This is a genomic window from Imhoffiella purpurea (assembly GCF_000585215.1).
Classification (GTDB): Bacteria; Pseudomonadota; Gammaproteobacteria; order Chromatiales; family Chromatiaceae; genus Imhoffiella; species Imhoffiella purpurea.
On record NZ_AONC01000042.1, the window covers coordinates 20,169 to 42,678 of the forward strand.

16 protein-coding genes are annotated in these 22,510 nt (G+C 64.8%); 11 read left to right on the forward strand and 5 right to left on the reverse strand.

Going from position 1 to position 22,510, the window contains the following annotated elements:
- Positions 1-7: 7 nt before the first annotated feature.
- From D779_RS21210 to D779_RS14155, 5 genes are all read left to right on the forward strand, one after another.
- Complete coding sequence (locus tag D779_RS21210) at positions 8-5,224, forward strand: EAL domain-containing protein (protein ID WP_157726410.1); 5,217 nt, start codon at positions 8-10, stop codon at positions 5,222-5,224.
- 70 nt (positions 5,225-5,294) lie between these two features.
- On the forward strand, positions 5,295-5,711 hold the full coding sequence (locus D779_RS14140) for an HIT domain-containing protein (protein ID WP_043755254.1): 417 nt from the start codon (positions 5,295-5,297) through the stop codon (positions 5,709-5,711).
- Between the two features lie 88 nt (positions 5,712-5,799).
- Complete coding sequence (locus D779_RS14145; protein WP_043755256.1) at positions 5,800-7,023, forward strand: efflux RND transporter periplasmic adaptor subunit; 1,224 nt, start codon at positions 5,800-5,802, stop codon at positions 7,021-7,023.
- Positions 7,020-10,157, forward strand: a complete 3,138-nt coding sequence (locus D779_RS14150) for an efflux RND transporter permease subunit (RefSeq protein WP_043755258.1) — start codon at positions 7,020-7,022, stop codon at positions 10,155-10,157. The genes D779_RS14145 and D779_RS14150 overlap by 4 nt, the downstream gene beginning before the upstream one ends.
- A gap of 73 nt (positions 10,158-10,230) precedes the next feature.
- Positions 10,231-10,689, forward strand: a complete 459-nt coding sequence (locus D779_RS14155; protein ID WP_052348147.1) for a protein tyrosine phosphatase family protein — start codon at positions 10,231-10,233, stop codon at positions 10,687-10,689.
- On the opposite strand, the gene D779_RS14160 is transcribed toward D779_RS14155, so the two are convergent.
- Genes D779_RS14160 through D779_RS14170 form a run of 3 tightly spaced genes read right to left on the reverse strand, consistent with a single transcriptional unit; the run spans position 10,649 to position 14,612 of the window.
- Entirely contained in the window at positions 10,649-12,610 is a 1,962-nt protein-coding gene (locus tag D779_RS14160; protein ID WP_157726411.1) for an acyltransferase family protein, read from the reverse strand. The genes D779_RS14155 and D779_RS14160 overlap by 41 nt on opposite strands.
- Positions 12,611-12,669: 59 nt before the next feature.
- Positions 12,670-13,398, reverse strand: coding sequence for a class I SAM-dependent methyltransferase (locus tag D779_RS14165; RefSeq protein ID WP_043755260.1), 729 nt, complete (start codon positions 13,396-13,398; stop codon positions 12,670-12,672).
- Complete coding sequence (locus tag D779_RS14170) at positions 13,395-14,612, reverse strand: DUF3419 family protein (RefSeq protein ID WP_043755263.1); 1,218 nt, start codon at positions 14,610-14,612, stop codon at positions 13,395-13,397. Before D779_RS14170 ends, D779_RS14165 begins: the two co-directional genes overlap by 4 nt.
- Positions 14,613-14,906: 294 nt before the next feature.
- On the opposite strand from D779_RS14170, the gene D779_RS14175 reads away from it, so the two are divergent.
- The 3 genes from D779_RS14175 to D779_RS22290 all read left to right on the forward strand — a co-directional run bounded on the left by D779_RS14175 (position 14,907) and on the right by D779_RS22290 (position 17,404).
- Positions 14,907-15,890: an aldolase catalytic domain-containing protein gene (locus D779_RS14175; RefSeq protein ID WP_043755265.1), complete on the forward strand. Its 984-nt coding sequence runs from the start codon at positions 14,907-14,909 to the stop codon at positions 15,888-15,890.
- Between the two features lie 2 nt (positions 15,891-15,892).
- Positions 15,893-17,182 (forward strand): citrate synthase, encoded by a 1,290-nt coding sequence (locus D779_RS14180; protein ID WP_043755268.1) that lies wholly within the window; start codon positions 15,893-15,895, stop codon positions 17,180-17,182.
- Positions 17,183-17,254: 72 nt separating this feature from the next.
- Positions 17,255-17,404 carry an NnrS family protein gene (locus D779_RS22290; RefSeq protein ID WP_232424195.1) on the forward strand — a complete coding sequence of 50 codons (150 nt, stop codon included), beginning with the start codon at positions 17,255-17,257 and terminating at the stop codon, positions 17,402-17,404.
- A gap of 15 nt (positions 17,405-17,419) precedes the next feature.
- Here the strand turns inward: D779_RS22290 and D779_RS14185 are convergent, their stop codons facing one another.
- Positions 17,420-18,061 (reverse strand): TusE/DsrC/DsvC family sulfur relay protein, encoded by a 642-nt coding sequence (locus D779_RS14185; RefSeq protein ID WP_043755286.1) that lies wholly within the window; start codon positions 18,059-18,061, stop codon positions 17,420-17,422.
- 208 nt (positions 18,062-18,269) lie between these two features.
- Between D779_RS14185 and D779_RS14190 the strand changes: the two genes are divergently transcribed.
- Complete coding sequence (locus D779_RS14190; RefSeq protein ID WP_043755270.1) at positions 18,270-19,151, forward strand: LysR family transcriptional regulator; 882 nt, start codon at positions 18,270-18,272, stop codon at positions 19,149-19,151.
- A 197-nt stretch (positions 19,152-19,348) separates the two neighbouring features.
- Here D779_RS14190 and rnk read toward each other — a convergent pair whose 3' ends face one another.
- A complete protein-coding gene (rnk, locus tag D779_RS14195) occupies positions 19,349-19,762 on the reverse strand; it encodes a nucleoside diphosphate kinase regulator (RefSeq protein ID WP_043755288.1) in 414 nt (137 codons plus the stop codon).
- A gap of 1,107 nt (positions 19,763-20,869) precedes the next feature.
- Here rnk and D779_RS14205 point away from each other — a divergent pair.
- Both D779_RS14205 and D779_RS22910 read left to right on the forward strand, forming a co-directional pair.
- Positions 20,870-22,267, forward strand: coding sequence for a tyrosine-type recombinase/integrase (locus tag D779_RS14205; RefSeq protein ID WP_198295723.1), 1,398 nt, complete (start codon positions 20,870-20,872; stop codon positions 22,265-22,267).
- Positions 22,264-22,510 (forward strand): hypothetical protein (locus tag D779_RS22910; protein ID WP_043755275.1); only part of this gene is annotated, 247 nt, incomplete at its 3' end. The genes D779_RS14205 and D779_RS22910, both read left to right, overlap by 4 nt.

A 22,510-nucleotide genomic window follows, 5' to 3' on the forward strand; every position in this document is an offset into this window, starting at 1 on the left:
GTGATCCGTGAGTTCCGATGTATCGCACGATGAGATCCCCGTTCGACTGATACCCATGGCGAGCCGCTCGATCAGCAGCAAACTGAGGCGCATCATCCTGACCACGACCCTGATGTCGCTCCTGGTCGCGATGCTTGCCGTGCTCGGCATCGAGACGCTGGTCTACCGCAATGCCTTGCTGCGACACGTGTCGGTGCTGGCCCAGGCGGTCGGCACCACGACGACGGCGGCCCTGGCGTTCGGCGATCGAAAGGCCGCGGGCCGGCTGATGGAGGCATTGCGCGCCGAGCCCGAGGTCCGCGATGGCTGGCTGCTCGATGGCTCGGGCACGCCGTTCGCCTCCTATGCGTCCGGCCGTGGGCTTGAGAAAGGCCCCGAGACGGAGGCCGGGATCGGTGAGACCGCGCTGCCGGACTGGATCTCGGGCGCACTGCCGCGCGGCGAGGCGATCTCCGCCTTTTCCTTCGAATCCCTGGTCTACGCCGCGCCGATTCGATTGGATGGTGAGCTGATCGGCTGGGTGGCGATCGAGGCCAGTCTGGACGGTCTCTATGTCGATCTGCGCAACATCTCGGCGCTCCTGATCGCCGTGCTGCTGGTCGCGATCGGGCTGGCTCATCTGGTTTCGGAGCGGCTGCAAAGGCGCATGACGCGCCCCATTCTCGGACTGGCCGCCGACATGGAACGGGTCTCGGCCGATCAGGATTACAGCCTGCGAGCCTCTCCTGGTGGCGGCGACGAAATCGGACGGCTCATCGACGGATTCAACGGCATGCTGGAGCAGATCGGCGAGCGGAACGCCAGACTCGCCGAGCATCGTCAACTGCTCGAGCGGGAGGTTGCCGAGCGGACCTCGGATCTGTCGAGGGCCAATGCCGAGCTGACCCAGGCGGTCGAGGCGGCCCAGACCGCCCGTGTCGGCGCGGAGCAGGCCCGTGAGGCGGCCGAGCAGGCCAGTCGGGCCAAGTCGCAGTTCCTGGCCAACATGAGCCACGAGATCCGCACCCCCTTGACCGGTGTCATCGGCATGAGCGAGCTGCTGCTGACGACGGATCTCGATTCGGACCAATGCCGTTTCGTGCGAGCCATCATCGGTTCGGGGCGCTCGCTCCTGGCGGTCATCAACGACGTGCTCGACGTCTCCAAGATCGAGGCGGGGCGCATGACGCTCGATAGCGCCGAATTCGATCTGGAAGAGCGGATCGAGGATGTCGTGGATCTGTTCGCCGAGCGTGCGCATGCCAAGTCGCTCGATCTCGTCTGTCATCTGTCGCCCGATCTTCCCCGCCATGTCATCGGCGATTCGGGCCGGATCGCCCAGGTCCTGAGCAATCTGCTCGGCAACGCCCTCAAGTTCACCGAGACCGGCGAGGTGCTGGTCCGTGCTCGCTTGGAGTCCGGGGATGCCTTGCTGGCCAGGATCCTGATCGAGGTCGTGGACTCGGGAATCGGGATCCCGCCCGACCGTCAGCGGCAGGTCTTCGAGGCATTCGTTCAGGGTGACGGATCCACCTCTCGCGAGTTCGGCGGCACCGGGCTGGGGCTTGCCATCGCCAAGGAACTGACCGAACTCATGGGTGGTGCGATCGGGGTCGAGGGTGACGGATGCAGCGGCTCGCGCTTCTGGTTTTCGGTGCCCCTGTCGATCAGCGATCGGGAGGCGGCCGCGGATCCCGATTTCGCATCGCTGAGGGGGCGGCGTCTCTTGTTGGTGGAACCTCACGAGGCGACGCGTACCACGATCGTCGACTATGCCACCCGGGCCGGGATCGAGGTGGATGCGCGGTCCGAGGGGCGGAGTGCGATCGCCGCCTTGACGGACGCGGCCGCATGCGGTCGGGCGTTCGACTTCCTGATGCTGGATTCGAATCTCGGGGGGCTCGAGTCATTCGCGGAACGATCCGATGCGCTCGAGGGTGCCGCGACGCCCGGGCCCGCGCGCATCCTGCTCGTACCTGCGACCCTGGTCTGTCAGTCGGGGCAGATGTCGGAGTTGGACATCCATGCCTATCTGTACAAGCCGGTGAGACGCTCGAGACTGCTCGAATGTCTGCATGGGCTCTCCTCCCAAGAAGTTCCCCTTTTCGAAGAGAAGCAAGTCGCGGCCGGCGCGGCGAGCGATGGACCGCTCGGATTGAGGGTGCTCGTCGCCGAGGACAACCCGATCAACCAGGATCTCGCCGCGGCCATGCTGAACGCGCTCGGGTGTGCATGTCGAATCGTTTCCGATGGGCAGGAGGCGGTCGATGTCTTTGCGCAGGGCGGTTTCGATGCCATTCTCATGGATTGCCAGATGCCCAGGATCGACGGCTACGAGGCGACCCAGCGCATCCGCAGGATGGAGCAGGCCGATCCCGGCCGACATATCCCGATCATCGCCTTGACGGCACACGCCATGGTGGGGGACCGGGAGCGATGTCTGGCCGTGGGCATGGACGATTATCTGACCAAACCAGTCATGCTTTCCCTGTTGCGCAGTCTGCTGGTGCGCTGGTCGGGCCTGGGTATCCGCTCGGAAGAGGCCCGATCGCTATCCTCTCTCCCCGCCGAATGGATCCGCATCGCTCCGGAGCGTCCCCTCGGCCAGGTCGAGTCCCAGCTCCAGAAGCTCTTGGCGTTGCCGATTCTCGACATCGCCTCGCTCGAGATGCTTGGATCCGCGGTGCCGTCCAGGGGGGGCGAGCTGCCTGGCCGCCTGATCTCCAACTTCCTCGACGCATCGGTCGACCTGGGCGATCGCATCAGCAAGGGAATCGAGACGGGGCGGCTGGGGCGGGTGGCCGAGGCCGCGCGTGCCTTGCGCTCGGCGGCCTCCACGGTCGGGGCGAGGCGTCTGGCCGAGTCGTGCGTTCTGCTCGAACGGTGCGTCGCCGCCGAAGATGTGGCCGGATCGGACCCGTCGGCGGCGGAGTTGTCGCGGCGCATGGGGCGTATCCTGGACGACACCCGGAGCGCCCTTCGGGCGCATTGCGCTCCCGATGCGTCAGAGGATGAGGGTGGGGATGGGGAAGCGGTCCGCCCGGATTCGCCTGAGCCGAATGCCCGGATCCCCAAGGCTTCGGCGGACCTGGACCCGACACCGGAGGCGCGCGAGCGGCCTTTGATCCTGGTCGTGGACGATGATCAATCCGTCCAGTTGCTCTCCAGCTCCCATCTGACCGACGCGGGTTTCGAGGTCGTGGGGGCGCTGGACGGGAACTCGGCCATCGAGTGCGCTCGCGCTCGTGTCCCCGATCTGGTGATGCTCGACGTCATGATGCCGGGGATGGACGGATTCACCACCTGTCTCAAACTCCGCGAACTGACGGGTCTTGGGTTGACGCCGATCCTCATGGTGACGGGGCTCGACGATCTGGCCTCGATCGAGCGCGCCTACGAATCCGGGGCGACCGACTTCCTCCCCAAGCCGATCAACTGGAATCTGATCCTCTACCGCATCCGCTATTTGCTGCGCAGCAGCGCCACCCTGGCCGCCCTGCATGGCAGCGAGGCACGCAACAGCGCATTGATCTCCGCCATTCCGGATGCGCTGCTGAGGCTCGATGCCGAGGGGCACATCCTGCAGTTCAAGCCGGGGCGCATGATCCAGGGACTGTCCGACAACTCGGAACAGGTCGCCTCGAATCTGTCCGATCTGCTGCCCAAGGTCGTCTGCAGCTCGATCATGCGCGAGATCCACTTGACGCTGTCGGGGCAAGCGATGCGAGAGCTGGAGATCGAGATGCCCGGCGGAGATGGCGAGACCCTCGGTTTCGACGCGCGTTTCATCGCGATCGACGATCGCCAGGTCATCCTGCTGCTGCGCGACATCACCGAGCGGCGCCGTCGCCAGCGGGTCATCCATCAGCTCGCCTATCGCGACGGTCTGACCGGATTGGCCAATCGGCGTCAGTTCAATCAGGATCTGTCGGATGCCCTGGCTCACGCCCGGCGTCGCGACGACCGGGTGGCACTGCTGTTCCTGGATCTGGACGAATTCAAGCGCATCAACGACTCGCTGGGACACGGTGTGGGCGACGAACTGCTGTGCGGTGCCGCCAGACGTCTCCAGTCCGAGGTCGAAACGGTCGTCTCGGCCGCGGTCGAGCAGGGCGGTTCCCTCACCACGACGGTCGCCAGGCTCGGCGGCGACGAGCTGACCGTGATCATCGGCGGCAGCAAGGCGGCCCAGGTCGCCGAGGATGTCGCCGAGCGCATCGTCGACAGTTTCCGCGAGCCCTTCCCCTGCTCGGGGAAGGATATCGTCTGCACCGTGTCGGTCGGCATCGCGCTCGGTCCCGACCATGGCGACAGCTTCGAGATGCTGCTCAAGCATGCCGATACGGCTATGTACGCCGCCAAGGTCACGGGGCGCAACACCTATCGTTTCTTCACCCCGTCGATGGGCGAGGCCGCCTCGCGCAAGCTGGATATCGAGGCCCGTCTGCGGCGCGGGATCGAGCGCGGCGAGTTCCAGATCCACTATCAGCCGGTGATCGATATCGCCACCAGCGAGACGCTCGGCCTGGAGGCCCTGCTGCGCTGGCAGGATCCGGAGCAGGGACTCATCGGTCCCGACGCCTTCATCAAGGTTGCCGAGGATTCCGGGATCATCCTGCCCCTGGGCGACTGGGTCATCCAAGAGGTCGGACGGCAGCTCCATGAATGGTCGCGTCAGGGGCTCGATCTTGGGATATCGCTGAATCTGTCCCCGCGCCAGTTCGGACAGCCGGGTCTGGTCGAGCGCTTGCTCGGTGCCGCTGACGGATTGAAGCCGGGCGCCATCGAGATCGAGATCACCGAAAGTCTCCTCCTGGATCAGAGTCCTGCCCTGACCAATGTCCTGTCCGACCTGCGCCGGGGGGGCGTGCGGATCGCCATCGACGATTTCGGCACCGGCTATTCCTCGCTGGCCTATCTGCAGAATCTGCCCATCGATACGCTCAAGATCGACCGTCGCTTCGTCCGTGAGATCGGACGGCAGCCGCCGAGCGATCCGGTGGTTCGCACCATCATCGCGCTGGGGCGCGGTCTCGGGCTGCGGATCATCGCCGAGGGGGTCGAGTCCGAGGAGCAACTGAGCTTCCTGGCGCGTGAGGGATGCGACGCCGTGCAAGGCTATCTCTTCGCGCGACCCCTCTCGCCCTCGCAGCTCGCCACCTATCTGCTGCGGGGCGATACGCTGATCAAACTCGCGCGCGAGTCGGCGCCATCCGGCGAGCTCGCTCGGGCCACCTCCGTCTGACGTCCCGTGTCTTCCCGGTCGCCATCCGTTTTTCATGCGATTGCGGTATCTTCCAGCGGATCCATGCCTCATGATTCAGTTCGAACTGCACCCCAGATTGATGGCCGACACGCATGTCCTGTGCGAGTCGGTTTCCACGGTACTGCTCTTGATGGACAACGCGCTCCTGCCATGGTTTATCCTCGTCCCCAAGACCGATCGCACCGAGCTGCACAGGTTGGAGCCCGGGCTGCGCCGGAGCGTGCGGGATGAGACCGATCGGCTTGCCGCGTTCGTCGAGTCGGAATTCGCCCCGGACAAGCTGAATATCGCGACCATCGGCAATCTGGTGCCGCAATTGCACATCCATGTGATCGCGCGCTATCGCTCCGACCCTTGCTGGCCCGCGCCCGTCTGGGGGCGCCCCGAGCGGCGGGACTACGAACACGGCCAGGTCGAGCGATTGAGGGCGCGCGTCCTGGAGACGATGGGCGATCGCCTGATATAACCGATCCGGAGTCGATCGTCGCACGATGGCTGCCGGCTCGGCAGCCATCGAGACAGGCCCGATTTCCTACCACGAAGGAGGTGTATCCATGTCATACCAAACAGCCGAGCCGATCGCTCGGACTCGGTCGGACCAGGCGGTAATTTCATGGACTCAGGGGCGGTGGCGACGCCCTCCTTCCTGGGTCGGCCTCGGCCTGATCGCCGCCGCGCTGGCGGGGCTGATGGGATGTCAGCCGCAGCAGACGGGCTCGGCCGCGCCTATGCCTCCCCCGGCCGTGGTGGCGGTTCCGGCCAAGGTCCAGCAGGTGGAGGAGGAGTCGCAGTTCGTCGGCCGGGTCGCGGCGATCGACCGGGTCGAGCTGCGCGCCAGGGTCGAGGGCTTCCTCAAGGAACGAAAGTTCGAAGAGGGCCAGATGGTCGAGCGGGACGCCGTGCTGTTCGTGATCGAGCCCGATCAGTACCAGGCGATCGTGGATCAGCGCGCGGCCGACGTCGAGAAGGCCAAGGCGGACGCGGAGAATGCCGACGCCCAGCTCCAGCGCGGTCTCGAACTGCTGAAACAGAAGAACATCGCCAAGGCCAAGGTGGACGAACTCCAGGCTGCAGCCTCCGTGGCCAAGGCATCCATCGCCCAGGCCGAGGCGGCGCTCACGTCGGCCAAGCTGGATCTCGGTTATACCGAGATCGTTGCGCCGGTGGCGGGGCGGATCGGTCTGGCGAGCCTCACGGTCGGCAATCTGGTCTCTCCCTCGACCGGCGTGCTTGCCACCATCGTCAGCCGCGATCCCATCTACGTCCAGTTCCCCATCACCCAGCGCGAACTGCTGGAGGCGCGGCGCGAGATCAAGGCCAAGGGCGGCAACCCGAATCAGGTGGCGGTCCAGGTGCGTCTGCCGGACGGTAGCCTCTACGACCAGACCGGCTATCTGGACTTCGTCGACGTCACCACCAACCAGGGGACGGACTCGGTTCTGGTCCGGGCGCAGATACCCAACCCGGAGGATCTGCTGGTCGACGGCCAGTACGTGGGTGTGGTGGTGCAGCGCGGGGCGCCTGAGTCGGCGATCATGATTCCCCAGTCGGCGATGCAGGTCGATCAGCAGGGCATCTACGTCCTCATCGTCGACGCCGAGAGCAAGGCCCAGGTGCGCCGCATCACGACGGGGACGGCCAAGGGGACCTCGATCGCCGTGCGCGAGGGACTGAAGGAGGGTGATCTGGTCATCACCCAGGGCGTGCAGAAGGTTCGGCCCGGTCAGGAGGTCAAGGCATCGCCCGAGCAGCCGATGGACGGGGGCAAGACGCCATGATCTCAGACATCTTCATCGATCGACCGCGGCTCTCGATCGTCATCTCGATCGTCCTCACCTTGGCCGGTCTGATCGCCATGACCCAGATCCCGGTCGCCCAGTTCCCGGACATCGTCCCGCCTCAGGTCTCGGTCAGCGCCGTCTATCCGGGCGCGAGCGCGGCCGTGGTCGAGTCGACCGTGGCCCAGCCGATCGAGTCCCAGGTCAACGGCGTCGACAAGATGCTCTACATGAAGTCGTCGAGCGCCAACGACGGCAGCTATTCGCTCAACGTGACCTTCGCGCTGGGCACCGACCCGGACATCAATACGGTCAACGTCCAGAATCGCGCCAATCTGGCGATGGCCCAGCTCCCCGAGGAGGTCACCCGTCAGGGGATTACGGTCAAGAAGAAGTCGACCGCCATGCTTCAGGTGGTGGCGCTCTATTCCCCCAAGGGCACCTACGACGCGCTCTTCCTGAGCAACTACGCCACCATCAACGTCATCGACACGCTGTCGCGCGTGTCCGGCGTGGGCGAGGTCTTCCAGTTCGGCCCGCTCGACTACAGCATGCGCATCTGGCTCGATTCGGACTCGCTCACCGCGCTCGGCATCACCCCGACCGACGTGATCTCGGCCATCCAGAGCCAGAACGTCCAGGCGGCGGTCGGGCGGATCGGCGCCCAGCCCATGACCCCGGACCAGCAGTTCCAGATCACGCTCCAGACCCAGGGGCGGCTGACCGACGTCTCGGAGTTCGAGAACATCGTGATCCGGGCCAACCAGGACGGCTCCACGGTTCTGGTCAAGGACGTCGGACGGGTCGAGCTGGGCGCCAATCAGTCCGACTCGGTCAGCCGGCTCGACGGCCGGGACACGGCGGCCATGGCCATCTATCTGGCCCCGGGCGCCAACGCGGTCGCGGTGGCCGACGGCATCAAGGCGGCCATGGAGCGGCTCTCGGAACGCTTTCCGGACGGTCTCGAATATGCGGTGGTCTATGACACCACCGAATTCGTCAAGGCGAGCCTGGAGAAGGTCGTCCATACCCTCTTCGAGGCATTCCTCCTGGTCATCCTGGTGGTCTTCCTCTTCCTCGGCAGCTGGCGTGCCACACTCGTTCCCCTGGTCGCGGTGCCCGTAGCGCTCATCGGAACCTTCGCCTTCCTGCTGATGATCGGCTTTTCGGCCAACACCATCTCGCTGCTCGCCATCGTGCTGGCGATCGGCATCGTCGTCGACGACGCCATCGTGGTGGTGGAGAACGTCGAGCGCATCATGGAGGAGGAGGGGCTCGCGCCGCGCGAGGCGGCCAAGAAGGCGATGACCCAGATCACGGGGCCGATCCTCGCCATCACCCTGGTGCTGCTCTCGGTATTCCTGCCGGTCGCCTTCATCCCCGGCATCACCGGGCAGCTGTTCCAGCAGTTTGCGGCCGTGGTCGCCTTCTCCATGCTCATCTCGGCCATCAATGCCCTGACCCTGTCGCCGGCGCTCTGCGCCATCCTGCTCAAGCCGAGCCACAAGCGGGGGCCGATGCGCTACGTCATGGATGGGATCGACCGGGTCCGCGACGGCTATGCCGCGGTGGTGCGCAAGCTGGTGCGCTTCTCGCTCCTGGTCCTGGTCCTGGTGCTGGGGGCGGGCGCGGCGAGCGGCTGGCTGTTCAAGGTCGTGCCGACCGGTTTCCTGCCCGAAGAGGACCAGGGGGCCTTCATGGCCCAGATCCAGCTGCCCGAGGGCGCCTCGCTCAGCCGCACCCTGGAGGTGACCAAACAGCTGGAGAAACTGGTCGGTGCCGATCCGGCGGTCGCGCACGTCCTGACGGTCCCCGGATTCAGCATCCTCGACGGCGGCGTCCAGTCCAACAGCGCCACCCTGATCGGGCGACTCAAGCCCTTCGAGGAACGCACGACGCCGGATCTCAAGGTGGATGCGGTCATCCATCGCATCCTGGTCCAGACCGTCGGCATCCCCAGCGCCCGCATCATGCCCTTCAATCTGCCGCCGATCATCGGTCTCGGGACCGGGGGCGGATTCGAGTACCAGCTCGAGGATCTCCAGGGGCGCACGCCGCAGGAGCTGGCCGGCGCCATGCGCGGTCTGATCGTCGCGGCGAACCAGGAGCCGGTCCTGTCACAGGTCTTCTCGACCTGGGCGACCGACAATCCTCAGGTCTATCTGGACATCGACCGCGAGAAGGCGCAGACCCTCGGCGTCCAGGTCAGCGACATCTTCACAGCGCTCCAGGCCACGCTCGGCGGCTATTACGTCAACGACTTCAACAAGTTCGGCCGGGTATGGCAGGTCAAGATCCAGGGCGAGGAGCAGGACCGCAAGGCGTTCCCCGACGTCTACCGCATCCACGTGCGCAACGCCGGCGGCGAGATGGTGCCGATCCGGGCGCTCATGTCGCCCGAGCTCATCATGGGGCCGCAGCTGCTGCAGCGCTACAACAACTATCGCAGCGTCACCCTCCAGGGCGGTCCGGCCGCCGGACATAGCTCGGGCGAGGCCCTGACGGCGATGGAGCGTCTTTCGGACTCGACGCTGCCGAGCGGATTCGGCTACGAATGGACGGGCACCGCCTTCCAGGAGAAGGAGGCCGGCGGCAAGACGCCCATCGTGCTGGGTCTGGCCGTGCTCTTCGCCTATCTGTTCCTGGTCGGGCTCTACGAGAGCTGGTCGATGCCCGCGGCGGTGCTGCTGTCGGTGACCGTGGGTCTGGTCGGTGCCATGCTCTCGCTGCTGATCGCCAATCTGTCGAACGACCTCTATGCCCAGGTCGGCATCGTGGTGCTGATCGGACTGGCGAGCAAGAACGCCATTCTCATCGTCGAGTTCGCCATGGTGGAGCGAGCCAGCGGCAGGTCCATACAGGAGGCCGCTGCCACGGCGGCGCGGCTGCGTATCCGCGCGGTGCTCATGACCAGCTTCGCCTTCATCCTGGGGCTGGTGCCGCTCATCATCGCCAGCGGCGCGGGCGAGGCGAGCCAACGCGGGGTCGGGACCGCCGTCTTCGGGGGCATGCTCGCCTCCTCGCTGGTCGGCATCTTCCTCATCCCCATGCTCTACGTGGTGTTCCAGCGTCTCCGCGAGTGGTTCCACGGCGGGTCCGCCGTGCGGGCGGCGAGCGGATCGACCGAGGGCTGATCCGAGGCCGCCGGGGCGGTTCGCGAACCGTTCCCGGCGGCTCGATCGACGATTGGATTCACTGGCAGGTCACATGAACATCGACAGCATCCTCAACCATGTCCGCATCTCGGACCGGATCTCGACCTCCGGGCAGCCGGAGGAGCACGAATTCCGCGCGATCGCCGAGGCCGGATTCGAGGTCGTCGTGAACCTGGCGATGCCCAACTCGGAGAATGCCATCCCCGAGGAGGGCAACATCGTCACCGCCCGGCGCATGATCTACGTGCACATCCCGGTGCCCTTCGAGGCGCCGACCGCGACCCATCTCCGGTCCTTCCTCGGCGTCATGGCCGCCTTCCCGGATTCGCGGATCTGGATCCACTGCGTCGTCAATTACCGGGCCTCGGCCTTCATCTATCAGTACGCCAGATGCGTCGAGGGCCGCAGCCACGAAGAGGCGCTCGGACTCATGCTGCCGACCTGGAGTCCGAACGCGGTCTGGCGGGATTTCATGGACCTCGCCGAATCGGATCTGCGTCTGGATCCATGATCCCCGCCGGCTCGAACAGGGGGGCGAACAGCGGCTTCAGGGCCTCGGCTCCGCTGAGACTCAGATGATGGCCGTCGTAGTAATAGACGGTCCCGTGGCGATAGAAGTAACACTTGCTGCTGTCGCAGAGCCGTGACTCGGGCCGGATGCGGTCGGTTCCGTATCCTCTCGCGATTCGGTCCAGCATCTCACGCACGTCCCGGGTGTCGGAGTCGAAGCGCGCGCGCGGCTGGCTCAGCTCGGTTGGCGTCCGCCCCGCCAGGAACTCCCGGCTCAGCAACTCCGGGACCTTGCGTTCGGTGTGCGGCGTGGGGTCGATGAGAGCGACCTGCTTTCCGGCGGTTTTCAGGGTCTCGACAACATTCCCCAATGCCAGCTCGAAACTGCCGTCTTGGTAGGGATACTTGGCGAAATTCGCCCCGATCAGGACGGTTCGGATGCTGGGCGCATCCAGGATGCGCCCTAGTGCCAGCCCCTGGAACCGGGTACAGCGATCCCGCCATTCCTGATCGATGGGTCTCCAGTCCACCAGCGGTGGGCAGGCGGGCATGGTGTAGACGGCGACGCTGGTCTCATGGGCGTCGGCCAGATCCCCGAGCATGGCGGCATAGCCGGCGGCGTGGCTGTCGCCCCAGAGTGCGATGCTCGGTGCCGCCTCGGTTCGGCCGTAGAGACAGCCGTCGGCATCGGGGCGCACGTTCATGCATTCGCGCTGGCGCGGATCCCTGTCCTCCTCGGCCAGCAGCAGATGACGGGCCTCGGGCGGAAAGCGGCCGGCCCAGCCCTGGGTCGTCAGACCCTGAATGCCGATGCCGACGAAGAGCAGCATTCCGGCCAGCGCCGTTCCGAACAGGGCGCGTCGCGTCAGCAGGCCCCGCCTGCCGCGGAACGGACGCTCGATCCAGCGCCAGGTCGCGGCCGCCAGTGCTACCGACAGCAGGATGAGGACGAGCGTCTGCCAGGCGTTCGGCTCCGTGCCCAGATAGGTCCGGGCGAAGACCAGCAGCGGCCAATGCCAGAGATAGAGCGAGTATGAGATGAGCCCGAGGAAGACCGTTCCGGGACTCGCGAGCGCCCGGCCGACCCGGGTCTCTCCCCCTTGTCCGGCGGCGATCAGCAGCGCGGCGCCGAGGCAGGGCAGGAGCGCGGCCGTTCCCGGAAAGACGGTCGATTCGGAATAACCGAAGACGGCGGCCAGAATCATGATCGCCCCGGCCAGGGATGCGAGTTCGGCCAGGGGCCGGGGCATGCTCGGGCGCGGCCTGGCGAGCGCCAGGAGGGCGCCCAGCAGGAACTCCCAGGCGCGGAAGTGCGGCAGAAAGAAGACCGACTTGGAGTCGGGGTCCTGCTGGAGCCCGACGGCCGAGGCGACGAAGGAGACCGCGCCGATGAGACTCAGGACCAGGAACTGCCGGTCGCGCGATCCGCGCCAGGCCCAGATCAGGATCATGGGGAAGAAGAGGTAGTAGAGCTCCTCGACCGAGAGCGACCAGGTGTGCAGCAGCGGCTTCTCGTCCGAGGCCAGGTCGAAGTAGCCGTTCTCGCGCCGGAAGAGGAAGCTGGAGACGAAGAGGGTCGCGGCGATGAGCGAGCGCGAATAGGCCTGATACTGGGTCGGCATCAGCAGCAGGGCCGCGAACAGGGTGGAGCAGGCCAGCACGGTGAAGAGCGCCGGCAGGATGCGGCGGACGCGGCGCTCGTAGAAGCCGGCGATGCTGAAGCGGCCGGATGCGTGCTCGTCCTCGATGATGCGGGTGATGAGAAATCCCGAGATGACGAAGAAGACGTCGACCCCGACGAATCCGCCCGCGAATCCCGGCACCCCCGCGTGGAACAGCACCACCGGCAGGATGGCGAGTGCGCGGAGACCGTCGATGTCGGGTCGATAGCCGGGGGCAGGGTGGGTCGGGGGCGTTGGCATAGGGGCGCCATAGTATCCCATTCATCCCTGGGGCGGCGCCGCTCGAATGGTAGGGGCGCTCAGTCTTGCTCTGCGTCCTTGCGGCCGACGAAGATGTAGTAGGGTACCCGCATCCCGGGCAGGTAGGGGACGGGGGCGAGACGTTCGATCAGCTGGTGGTCGGGCAGGACCTCACGCAGCAGCCGCAAATGCTCGGGGCTGGGATGGACCCCGTCGTGACCGAACCAGCGCGGCCAGAAGAGACGGGACAGCAGTCCGTGGCGGACGTTTCCGGGACCGCCTTCGGCGTCCGAGACGTAGAAATCCACCACCCCGAGCGTTCCGCCCGGAGGAAGCATTTCGACCGCGTTGAGGATGGCCGCGCGCCAGTCCGGGATCATGGTGAGCGCGTAGGAGAAATAGACGCAGTCGGGCGGCTCGGCGGGGCGGTAGCGGGTGGCGTCGCCCTCGATCACCCGCACGTTCGGCAGGTTCGCGGTTCGCTCGCGCGCCTGTTCCAGCAGCGCCGGGCAGAGATCGACCAGCTCGACGCCGCCGAGCTCCGCGAGTCTCGCCCCGAAATGGGCCAGATTGCTCCCGGTCCCTCCACCCAGTTCCAAGACGCGCGCGCCATGCGGCGGATCCAGCAGACGCAGCAGGTCCTCGCGGCCCTGCAGCAGGCGCTCGCGGAAACGGTCGTAGTCGCGCGCCTGCGGGGCGTAGAAGGCCTGCAGGCGCTCGGCGTGCGTCCCGCGTCTGGGCTGGCCGAGCAGCAGTCTGACCAGGATACGGGCGTCGCTCGCGATCATGGGCGCACGTCTGCGATGTGGAAGCCGGCGTAGGTATGCACCCGGTCGAGCATGGTCAGACGCTGGGCCAGTTCGGGGTGGAACTCCAGCCGATCGCATAGCCGGGTCCGGGCGGCTCCGGCTCCCAGCTCGATGCGCTCCAGATAGCTGGGCGCGGCATGGGCGCTGCGGAAGATGATGCGCGCGTCGCTGCGGGCGCGCTGGAGGATGGCGGCCCATTCCTCCTCGAGCGCCTCGGGATAGTAGGAGCTCATCCAGTCCATGTGATCGAGCAGGACGAACTTGGAGATGGACTCGTCGGTGCTGCGCAGGAATTCGGTTACCGTGGAGGTGTGGAGATGGATGCGGTCGGCCAGCCCCGCCTTGAGCGCAGCGAAATTCTCGCGCTTGAGATATTCGGGGCAGCAGTGCTCGGTGTAGCGGCCGCGCAGATAGACCGACCAGAAATAGTTGCTCGAGATGGGCAGCTGGCGGAAGACGTACTCGATGGAGTCGCGCACGAATCCGGCGACGCCGTGCGAATGCTGCGCCTGGACCTCCTTGCGCTGCGGATGCGGCACGCCGAGCATGCTCATGGTGATCTGGCGCGACAGGGTCCATTTGACGCTCGGCGTCCAGATGAGTGGCTGGACGCGGGTGTCGTAGATATGGCGCTGATCGTCGAGCGAATCCGTTTCGAAGAGGTCGCGCACGCTCTTGGCGAGGCGCGGGCGGACCTTGAGATAGCCGTGGAAGACGCGGGCGACGATGCCCGAGAGACCATGGAAATAGAAGCTGCCGTTGGGGTTGCCGAACCAGGCGGCGCGCCGGTCCCAGAAGGCGAGCGCCTGCGGTGAGAGCTCCTGGCGCAGCACGTCCTGGTAGAGGTCGCGGAATTCCGGGTGGAAGCCGTGCCCGAAAACCGCGAAGAAGTCGCTGTGATCCAGACGGTGGATGCCGGCCAGCTTGAGCTCGAGCAGTGCGTTCTGGCGCGGATTGGCGTCGACCGCGTGGATGCGGTGCGGGCCGGTCAGGGCATAGTCGAGCACGTTGCAGCCGGCGCTGGTGATCACCAGCAATGTGTCGTCCGGCGCCAGGTCGAGCGCGATCCGGTCGACCGCCGGGTCCTCCCAGCAGGTGTTGTAGACCAGCGCCCGTGAATAGATGGCGTTGAAGACCTGTTGATCGATCCGGTCTGCGAGCGTCGGTTTGGTTTTGGCCGCGGGCAGGCTCATGGTCGCTGGAATGTTCAGAGGAAGGCTCCTGACGGCGCTGGTTCCGGTGCGCCGCGACTGGGTTGGCGAAATCGCCTCAGCTTATTCCGGCGGCGTGACGTCCTGATGGCTGTCCGGGGACGGTTTGGTTGCTGCCGCATGTCGGCGCGGTTGCGGCGATTGAAGATCGCCCGTCAGGCGGGCTCCAGCCCCGGGCCGGCGGCTATCGCCGAGAATCGCCATAGGTATTTGCTAGGACAATGCCTTTGGGATAACAATGGCAGGCCGATCAATAGACCTCATGGAGAGTCGCCCATGTCCGACAAAGCCCCCTGGATCACCTTTCGACCCGAGCTCAAGGTGCTCGACTGCACCGTCCGGGACGGGGGCCTGGTGAACGCCCATCAATTCAGCGACGCGTTCGTGAGCGCGGTCTATCGCGCCTGCGTCGATGCGGGCATCGACTACATGGAGATCGGCTACAAGAACTCGGTCAAGACCTTTCCGAAGGAGAAGTTCGGACCCTGGCGCCACTGCGACGAGGCGGATCTGCGCCGCGTGGTCGGCGATCACGATCCCGAGAAGACCGGGCTCAAGCTGGTGGCCATGGCCGATGCCGGCAAGAGCGACTGGGAGACCCAGATCGTACCGGCGGCGGAGAGTCCGCTGTCGACGATCCGCGTCGCCTTCTACGCCCATCAGGTGTCCGAGGCGGTGGACATGATCAACCACGCCCACGGGCTCGGCTACGAGACCACGGCCAACCTGATGGCGGTCTCCAACATCACCGAGGAAGAGATCGACACCGTGCTGGACGCCATCGCCCCGACGCCGGCGACCACCATGGTCATCGTCGACAGCTTCGGCTACCTCTACCGCGAGCAGATCGATCGCCTCTACAAGAAATACACGACCGCACTGCAGGGGACCGGCAAGGAGATCGGCATCCACGCCCACAACAATCTGCAGCTGGCCTTCGCCAACACCATCGAGGCCATCATCCTCGGCTGCAACCGGGTCGACGCCACCCTGTTCGGCTTCGGCCGCGGCGCCGGCAACTGCCACACCGAGCTGCTGCTCGGCTTCCTGCGCAATCCCAAGTTCGAGATGCGCCCGGTAATCGAGGTCATCCAGAACTACATCCAGCCGCTGCGCAAGGAACTCGACTGGGGGCCGTCCATTCCCTACAACATCACCGGGCAGCTCAACCAGCATCCGCGCAGCGCGATCGAATGGCGCGAGGGGGCGACTCCGGACGATTTCCTGGGCTTCTACGACAAGGTGGTGGCGGAGATCTAGCCATGTCCGACGACGCGATCCTGATCCTGGGCGACGAGCAGTACCGGTTTCCCGTCCGTGAAGGCACCGAGGGAGAGCGTGCCATCGACATCCAGGATCTGCGAGCGCGTACCGGATACGTCACGCTCGACCCTGGCTACGCCAATACCGGCAGCTGCCGGAGCGCCATCACCTTCATCGATGGCGAGCAGGGGATCCTGCGCTATCGCGGGATTCCCATCGAACAGTTCGAGCGCGAGCCGAACTTCGTCGAGGCCGCCTGGCTGCTGATCTTCGGCCATCTGCCGAATCCCGAGGAGTACAAGACCTTCTCGGAGAATCTGACCGCCTGCGCCAACCTCGACGAGAGCATGAAGCATCACTTCGAGGGCTTCCCGCGCTCGGCGCCGCCCATGGCCATCCTCTCGGCCATGATCAACGCCCTGTCCTGCTTCCATCCCGAGTATTTCGAGCTGGAGGACAAGGACCATTTCCGCTGCGCCGCCGCCGGTCTCATCAGCAAGATCCGCACGATCGCCGCCTACGCCTATCGGCACTCCATCGGACAGCCCTACATCTATCCGAATCCGGCGCTGCGCTACGTGCCGAATTTCCTGCACATGATGTTCTCGCAGCCCTATGCCGAGCACGAGTGCGACCCTATCGTGCGCGACGCCATCAATCTGGTCCTGCTGCTGCACGCCGATCACGAGCAGAACTGCTCGACCTCCACCGTGCGCATGGTCGGTTCCAGCCAGGCCAACCTCTTCGCCTCCTGCGCCGCTGGCGTCTGCGCACTCTGGGGACCGCTGCACGGCGGTGCCAACGTCGCCGTGCTGCAGATGCTGGAGCAGATCCATCAGGGCCGGATCAGTCCCGAGGAGTACGTGCGCCTGGCCAAGGACAGGGACAGCAAGGTGCGCCTCATGGGCTTCGGTCATCGGGTCTACAAGAACTTCGACCCGCGCGCCCGAATGCTGGGCAAGGTCGCCGAGCGTCTGCTGCCGACCCTCGGCGTCCGCGATCCGCTGCTCGACATCGCCCGCCGGCTCGAAGAGATCGCTCTGGAAGACCCCTATTTCGTCGATCGGCAGCTCTATCCCAACGTCGATTTCTACAGCGGCATCATCATGCGCGCGGTCGGCATCCCGACCAACATGTTCACCGTCATGTTCGCCATCGGCCGTCTTCCCGGCTGGATCGCCCACTGGTGGGAGCAGTCGCAGACCCAGGGCAGCAAGATCGCGCGTCCCCGCCAGCTTTATGTTGGCCCAGGCTTTACGGATCATGTGCCCAAGGACGAGCGGATGTAGGTCGGCGTCGATGAAACCGACGTGCTGGGTTGCCAAGCTGGAGCCTGCTCCCAGCGAACTCGGGCTTGCCAGTTGCGCGCGGGGCGGTCGCTGTTCGACCCGGCCGGGTATCACATCTGGCTGATGGCTGGCGGTGTGAGCTGGATCCTCGCCTTCGGACTCTTTATCTGGGTGCATGCGCCCATGCTGGTGCGCGCGCGCCCGGACGGGCGGCCGGGTTGAGCGATGCCAACTCGGTCAATGCTCACCCTTGGTTCGCAGCAGCCCCGCGAGCCGGTTGCCCTGCTTCTGCGGGCCACCGCGCGGAAAGATCCGGTGGAGATACCGGTTGCTGCCGCGCTCACGCCCCCAAACCTTGCGGAAATGGGCGATCATGTCGCGCACGGAGGCTTGGGTGCCGGAGCGCGCGAAGCGCGCGCGCAGGTAGCGGATCACCTCCCAGTGCTCTGCGTTGAGCGTCAGCCCTTCTTGCGCGGCCAGTGCCCGGGCGAAGTCCTCGGACCAGTCCGAGGGATCCACCAGATAGCCCTCGCTGTCTGTGAGGACGCTGCGGTCGCCGACCTGAACGGCCTCTGTGGTCATGCTCGGGTAGGCATTGCTTCCGCTCGGAAAGGCGCCCGGCTGTCCGAGTGAGCCCTGTTCCGATTGGGTGATCGACCAGAGCGCGATCGGGATCTCGTCGGCGAGCCGCCCTTGGTAGCGCTCCATACCAGAGACCAGGACCTTGCCGCTGGTCGGCGGCAGGTCGAAGCTGGCCAGCCCGCTGCGGTCCGTGAAGACCGGTGGCGTTTGCGAGCCGTCGGCATCGAGCCGGAGGACGACCGGCGTGCGCTTCAAGGGCTCTCGCGTCACCTTCATGAACACTCTGACTGCGATCATCGTCATCTCTCCGTTGCATGCGACAGGGCGCGTCTATGGGCCCACTCTCGATATCAGGCCGAATCGCGCCCGCTGAGTGAAGCCGAAACCGCACTTTCTGCGTCAAGAATACTGTTGTCTGACATATGATGAAAACGGAATTTATTGGCTTCTTATATCGTATATTCCGATATAAACCGCACTGCGCGGATCCGATTGAGTTCAGAGCATGGACATCGACCAGATCAAGACCTTCCTCGCCGTGGCCGCGCATGGCAGCTTCCTCGAAGCGGCCAACCGGGTGCACGTTACACAGTCGACCGTCAGTGCGCGTATCCAGAATCTGGAGCAGGCGCTTGGTGCGCGGCTGTTCGTGCGCAACCGCCTAGGGGCGACACTCACCCCGGCAGGCCAGCGGTTTTGGCGCCATGCCAAGACGATGATGCTGACCTTCGAGCAGGCGCGGCATGACGTCGGATTGCCCAGCCGGTTCACGGCCAGCCTCACCATTGGGGCGCGTATTGCGCTCTGGAACGATTTCCTGCCCCGCTGGGCCGGACGGATGCGCCAGGTCGCGCCGGACATCTCGCTCAATACCGAGATCGGCTTCGAGGAAGACCTGATGCGGCGCATCATCGCCGGGACCATGGATCTCGCCCTGATGTATAGCCCGCAGCAGGGCGTCGGCATTCAGGTCGAGCATCTGTTCGACGAGACGCTGCTCTTGGTCGGGACCGATCCGAATCGGCAGGTTCCGGACGACGGCTACGTCTATGTGGACTGGGGACCGACCTTCTACGCCCAGCACCGCAAGGTCTATCCGGACTTCGAACGTCCCGCCCAGACCGCCAATATCGGCTGGCTGGGGCTGCAGTTGATTCTGGCGAACGGCGGAACCTGCTTCGTGCCCGAGCGGGTTGCCGCTCACTACCTGCGCGGAGGCTGCCTGTACCAGGTCCGGGGCAGTCCGACGCTGCGTCTGCCTGCCTACGTGGTCTACTCGGTCGAGACCGCCTCGAGCGTGCTCGATAAGGCCCTCGATGTGCTCCGCAACCTGATCGAAGCAGGCGCGGCAAGCGCCGTTGAGGCAGATCTTAGCGAGCGCGCATGAAGGGTTGTCCGTGCTTCGAGGTAGTGAATCCTGCGGGAGTCTGTCGACATCGATGATCAGCCTGATGCGCCGGGTGCGTCACCAACACGCCGCATTGTCGCAAATCGCCAAGCAGTTCTGGTCCAGGCATATGCAGCCGAATACCTCATAAGCTCCATATGGCGCCGGTGACTGCTCCGCAAGACGAGCTTGGCGGATCAGCGGTGGTATTCACCAGAGCGTTCAGGTTGATAGACGATCTCATCAATGCGAACTCGAACGACATGTGCTCCGGGGCCGGGCCATTCGATGACGTCTCCGACCGAAAGACCGATCAAGGCGCTTCCTACAGGGGCGAGAATCGAAATCTTGCTGCTGCTGGAATCCATATCCTTGGGATAGACCAGCGTCAAAGTAAATTGCTCGGCAGAAGATTCCAGGCAAAATTTCACTGTCGAATTCATGGTGATGATATTGGGCGGCACATCTTCTGGTTCGACGATATCGGCTCTAGCAAGCTCCGCCTCCAATTCATCCTTCCCAGGGAAAGCCCCATATTCCATAGAATCGAGAAGAGCCTCAAGTCGCTCGGCATCTCGAGAAGAGATGATAATGCTCGGTCTAGTATTCATTTCGTGATGATTCTGCTTTGTCAAATTCGTAGAGCGGGTCATTTTCAATGGGGGTATTTTGGTATTCGTACGCCCTGAACCCCTCTAACCAATGCTGAGATGTCGTGAAGAATGATACCAGCAGGACTGTGAAGGTCACAGAAAGCGATGCTGTACACCAAACGTCCAGTCGCCCTCCGGGCTCCTTCCCGTTGAGCGTCCGCCAGCGCGAATCCGGCAGCATCCAAATACCCCCAAGGTTGCGCATCATCTCCCGGGTGGGAGGCGACATCTATCCTGACGAGGGGGAATCTGTGTGGCGAAGAATTCGGCTGCGCGAGCGTTCAAAGCAGCAGAGGCGTCAAGCAGGCGGCGCCCGATCATCAGCGCGGCCTCGAACAGAGAGATCGGCAGAGCTGCCTTGCCCGAGGCGGCGGTGAACAATTGATCGATGGCCTGGACGTCCGGGTACTGTGACCAGGGCTCGAGCGCGGTGTCGGCGCAAAGTTGCTTCCGCAACTGATCTAGGGGCTGTGTCTCGAGTGTCCGAGGTTTTGTGCGCGCCGGGGTCAGTCATGCATGACGTTCATACTGCGGTGCCAAACCCCCGGCGAACGACTGCACACCATCAGGCACGGATCCGGCAGGGTGCCGGCGGGTACCAATATAGGTACCACCGCAGGATGCGAATCAGGCGTCCAGACGCAAAAAGACGCGCTCTGAGGCGCGTCTAAATGCTTGGTATTTGGTGCCCAGGGGCGGAATCGAACCACCGACACGCGGATTTTCAGTCCGATTTAGAGCATCCCCGCCCATCCCCCGCAATCCCCTTGTCGGTCCCTAATAGCCCGATTTGGTTTATCTTTCTAGGGTTCCCCGAACTTTCGTTCCCCTGGCGAACCCTGTGGATAACTGGCTAAACCTACCCCAAAAGTTCCCCCAGGGTTCCCCGAGTTCGCGGGAATAGACGCGGGGATTCAATGACTAAGCGGCGTCCGCTTGTTCAAAAGTTCCCCCAGACGCACGACTCCCCGAGGTGCGACCAACACCACGGGGAGTCTGACCATTCGCGACCTGTACCGGAGGCCGTCATTGGCTGCCCATCATCTTAACTTCTCCGAGCGAAGCTTGGACCCTTGGGTTCAGGGGCAGCTCGATCAGTGGAGCAAATACCCCGCCACCATCCCCGCCAACGGGGAAGCCTTGGCCCAAGATCGTGGCGGCCCTGGATCCGTCCCAGGACTGCACCTGCGGTTGCGGATCGGCAAGCAGGCTGGGCAATGGACGATGGAGGAGCCGACTGTGGGCTTCTACCTGATGCGCAAGATCCACGGCCGCAAGGTCAATCGGCTACTCGGAGACCGACGCATCATGTCCGTGGAGTCTGCCCGCAAGCAGGCGCGGGAGCTGCTGGAGAAGCTCAACCAGGGCGAAGACCCCTTGGTCGAGCGGAGGAGGGCGGCCGAGGCCGAGAAACTGCGAACGCTCACCTATCGGGAGGCCCTGGAGGCGTTCTTGGAGCAGAGCCCGAGCCTGACCAAAGGCACCCGCAAGAAGTACCGGGAATCCTTCGTCACCTTCAGGGACGTGGCCGATGAGCCCTTGACCTATTTCACCCCGGTACGGGTCAAGCGCATCCATGAGGAGCGCAGCAAGGAGAGCAAGGCTCGAGCCGACCAGGACATGCGCGTTCTGAGGCTGGTCTGGAACTGGGCGCGGGAGAACTACCAGACCACGGAAGGGGAAGCGGTACTGGGAGCCAACCCCGTTTCCGTGGCCCTGAACCGGCGCAGAGCCGGACAGACCGGATGGAATCGCGTACCACGGAAGGAGTCCACCATTCCCAGGGCGCAGCTCCCAGATTGGTTCCAGGCGCTCTATGAGCTGCGAGAGCAGGGCGACATTACCGAGGCCCGGCGCGTTTCCTGCCTACTCTTGGAGGCGCTGGCGCTGACTGGTCTACGGTTCAACGAGCTGGCCCGTCTTCCGTGGTCTCAGGTCGATCTGAAGCGTGGACTCCTGACCATCCCGGACGAGTCGAGCAAGAACCGGCGAGCTCTGACCCGACCGATCACGCGACGGGTCCGGGAGATCCTGAAGCAGACCGGCAGCAGCGAGGGCTTCATCTTCCCAGGGCGGCGAGAAGGCAAGCCGCTGAACAACTGCCGAAAGCTCCAGATGGAACTCCAGGAGCGCACCGGCCTATGGGTCATCCCCCACGATCTGAGGCGCGTCTGGACCAGCGCAGCCAGCCGGGCATCCATCCCCGCCGTGGTCATCAAGCGGCTACTCAACCACATGAGCCACGCGGAGGAGGTCACAGAGGGCTATATCCGTCTCGGGCTGGATGAGCTGCTGGACTACTCGCAGACCATCGAAGACACGATCCTAGGGGATGCCGGGCTACTGACACCGCGTACCACGGATGGACGGCTGGCCGATCTGCTGGCCGGGTTCAGCGAGGATGAGAAGCAGCGGCTCTTGCTCGACCTGACCCGGCGCCAGCTGGGGGAGGGCGAGGAATGAGACAGTCTCTCTATACCCTGCCGATGCTCTCTCAGCGGTTAGGCATCACGGAGCAGGACGCATTGGCGCTTGGCACCCACGGACATGATGGGCTGATATTCGTGGCCGTCATTCCAGATGGAGCGGAGGCGGTTGTTACCACCTTCCCAGGGGTCATGGCTTTACCCATAACTCGCCCCTGCAGAGCGCTGAGCCTCAAGAGCGAGCACGAAATCAGCCGCGCGCTGCAGCCCGATCCACAGG

Bases quoted from the DNA above. Each gene is read 5' to 3' on its own strand.
- D779_RS14140 (WP_043755254.1), top strand. From the start codon at position 5,295: ATGATTCAGTTCGAACTGCACCCCAGATTGATGGCCGACACGCATGTC.
- D779_RS14145 (WP_043755256.1), top strand. From the start codon at position 5,800: ATGTCATACCAAACAGCCGAGCCGATCGCTCGGACTCGGTCGGACCAG.
- D779_RS14150 (WP_043755258.1), top strand. From the start codon at position 7,020: ATGATCTCAGACATCTTCATCGATCGACCGCGGCTCTCGATCGTCATC.
- D779_RS14155 (WP_052348147.1), top strand. From the start codon at position 10,231: ATGAACATCGACAGCATCCTCAACCATGTCCGCATCTCGGACCGGATC.
- D779_RS14160 (WP_157726411.1), bottom strand. From the start codon at position 12,610: ATGCCAACGCCCCCGACCCACCCTGCCCCCGGCTATCGACCCGACATC.
- D779_RS14165 (WP_043755260.1), bottom strand. From the start codon at position 13,398: ATGATCGCGAGCGACGCCCGTATCCTGGTCAGACTGCTGCTCGGCCAG.
- D779_RS14170 (WP_043755263.1), bottom strand. From the start codon at position 14,612: ATGAGCCTGCCCGCGGCCAAAACCAAACCGACGCTCGCAGACCGGATC.
- D779_RS14175 (WP_043755265.1), top strand. From the start codon at position 14,907: ATGTCCGACAAAGCCCCCTGGATCACCTTTCGACCCGAGCTCAAGGTG.
- D779_RS14180 (WP_043755268.1), top strand. From the start codon at position 15,893: ATGTCCGACGACGCGATCCTGATCCTGGGCGACGAGCAGTACCGGTTT.
- D779_RS14185 (WP_043755286.1), bottom strand. From the start codon at position 18,061: ATGATCGCAGTCAGAGTGTTCATGAAGGTGACGCGAGAGCCCTTGAAG.
- D779_RS14190 (WP_043755270.1), top strand. From the start codon at position 18,270: ATGGACATCGACCAGATCAAGACCTTCCTCGCCGTGGCCGCGCATGGC.
- rnk (WP_043755288.1), bottom strand. From the start codon at position 19,762: ATGAATACTAGACCGAGCATTATCATCTCTTCTCGAGATGCCGAGCGA.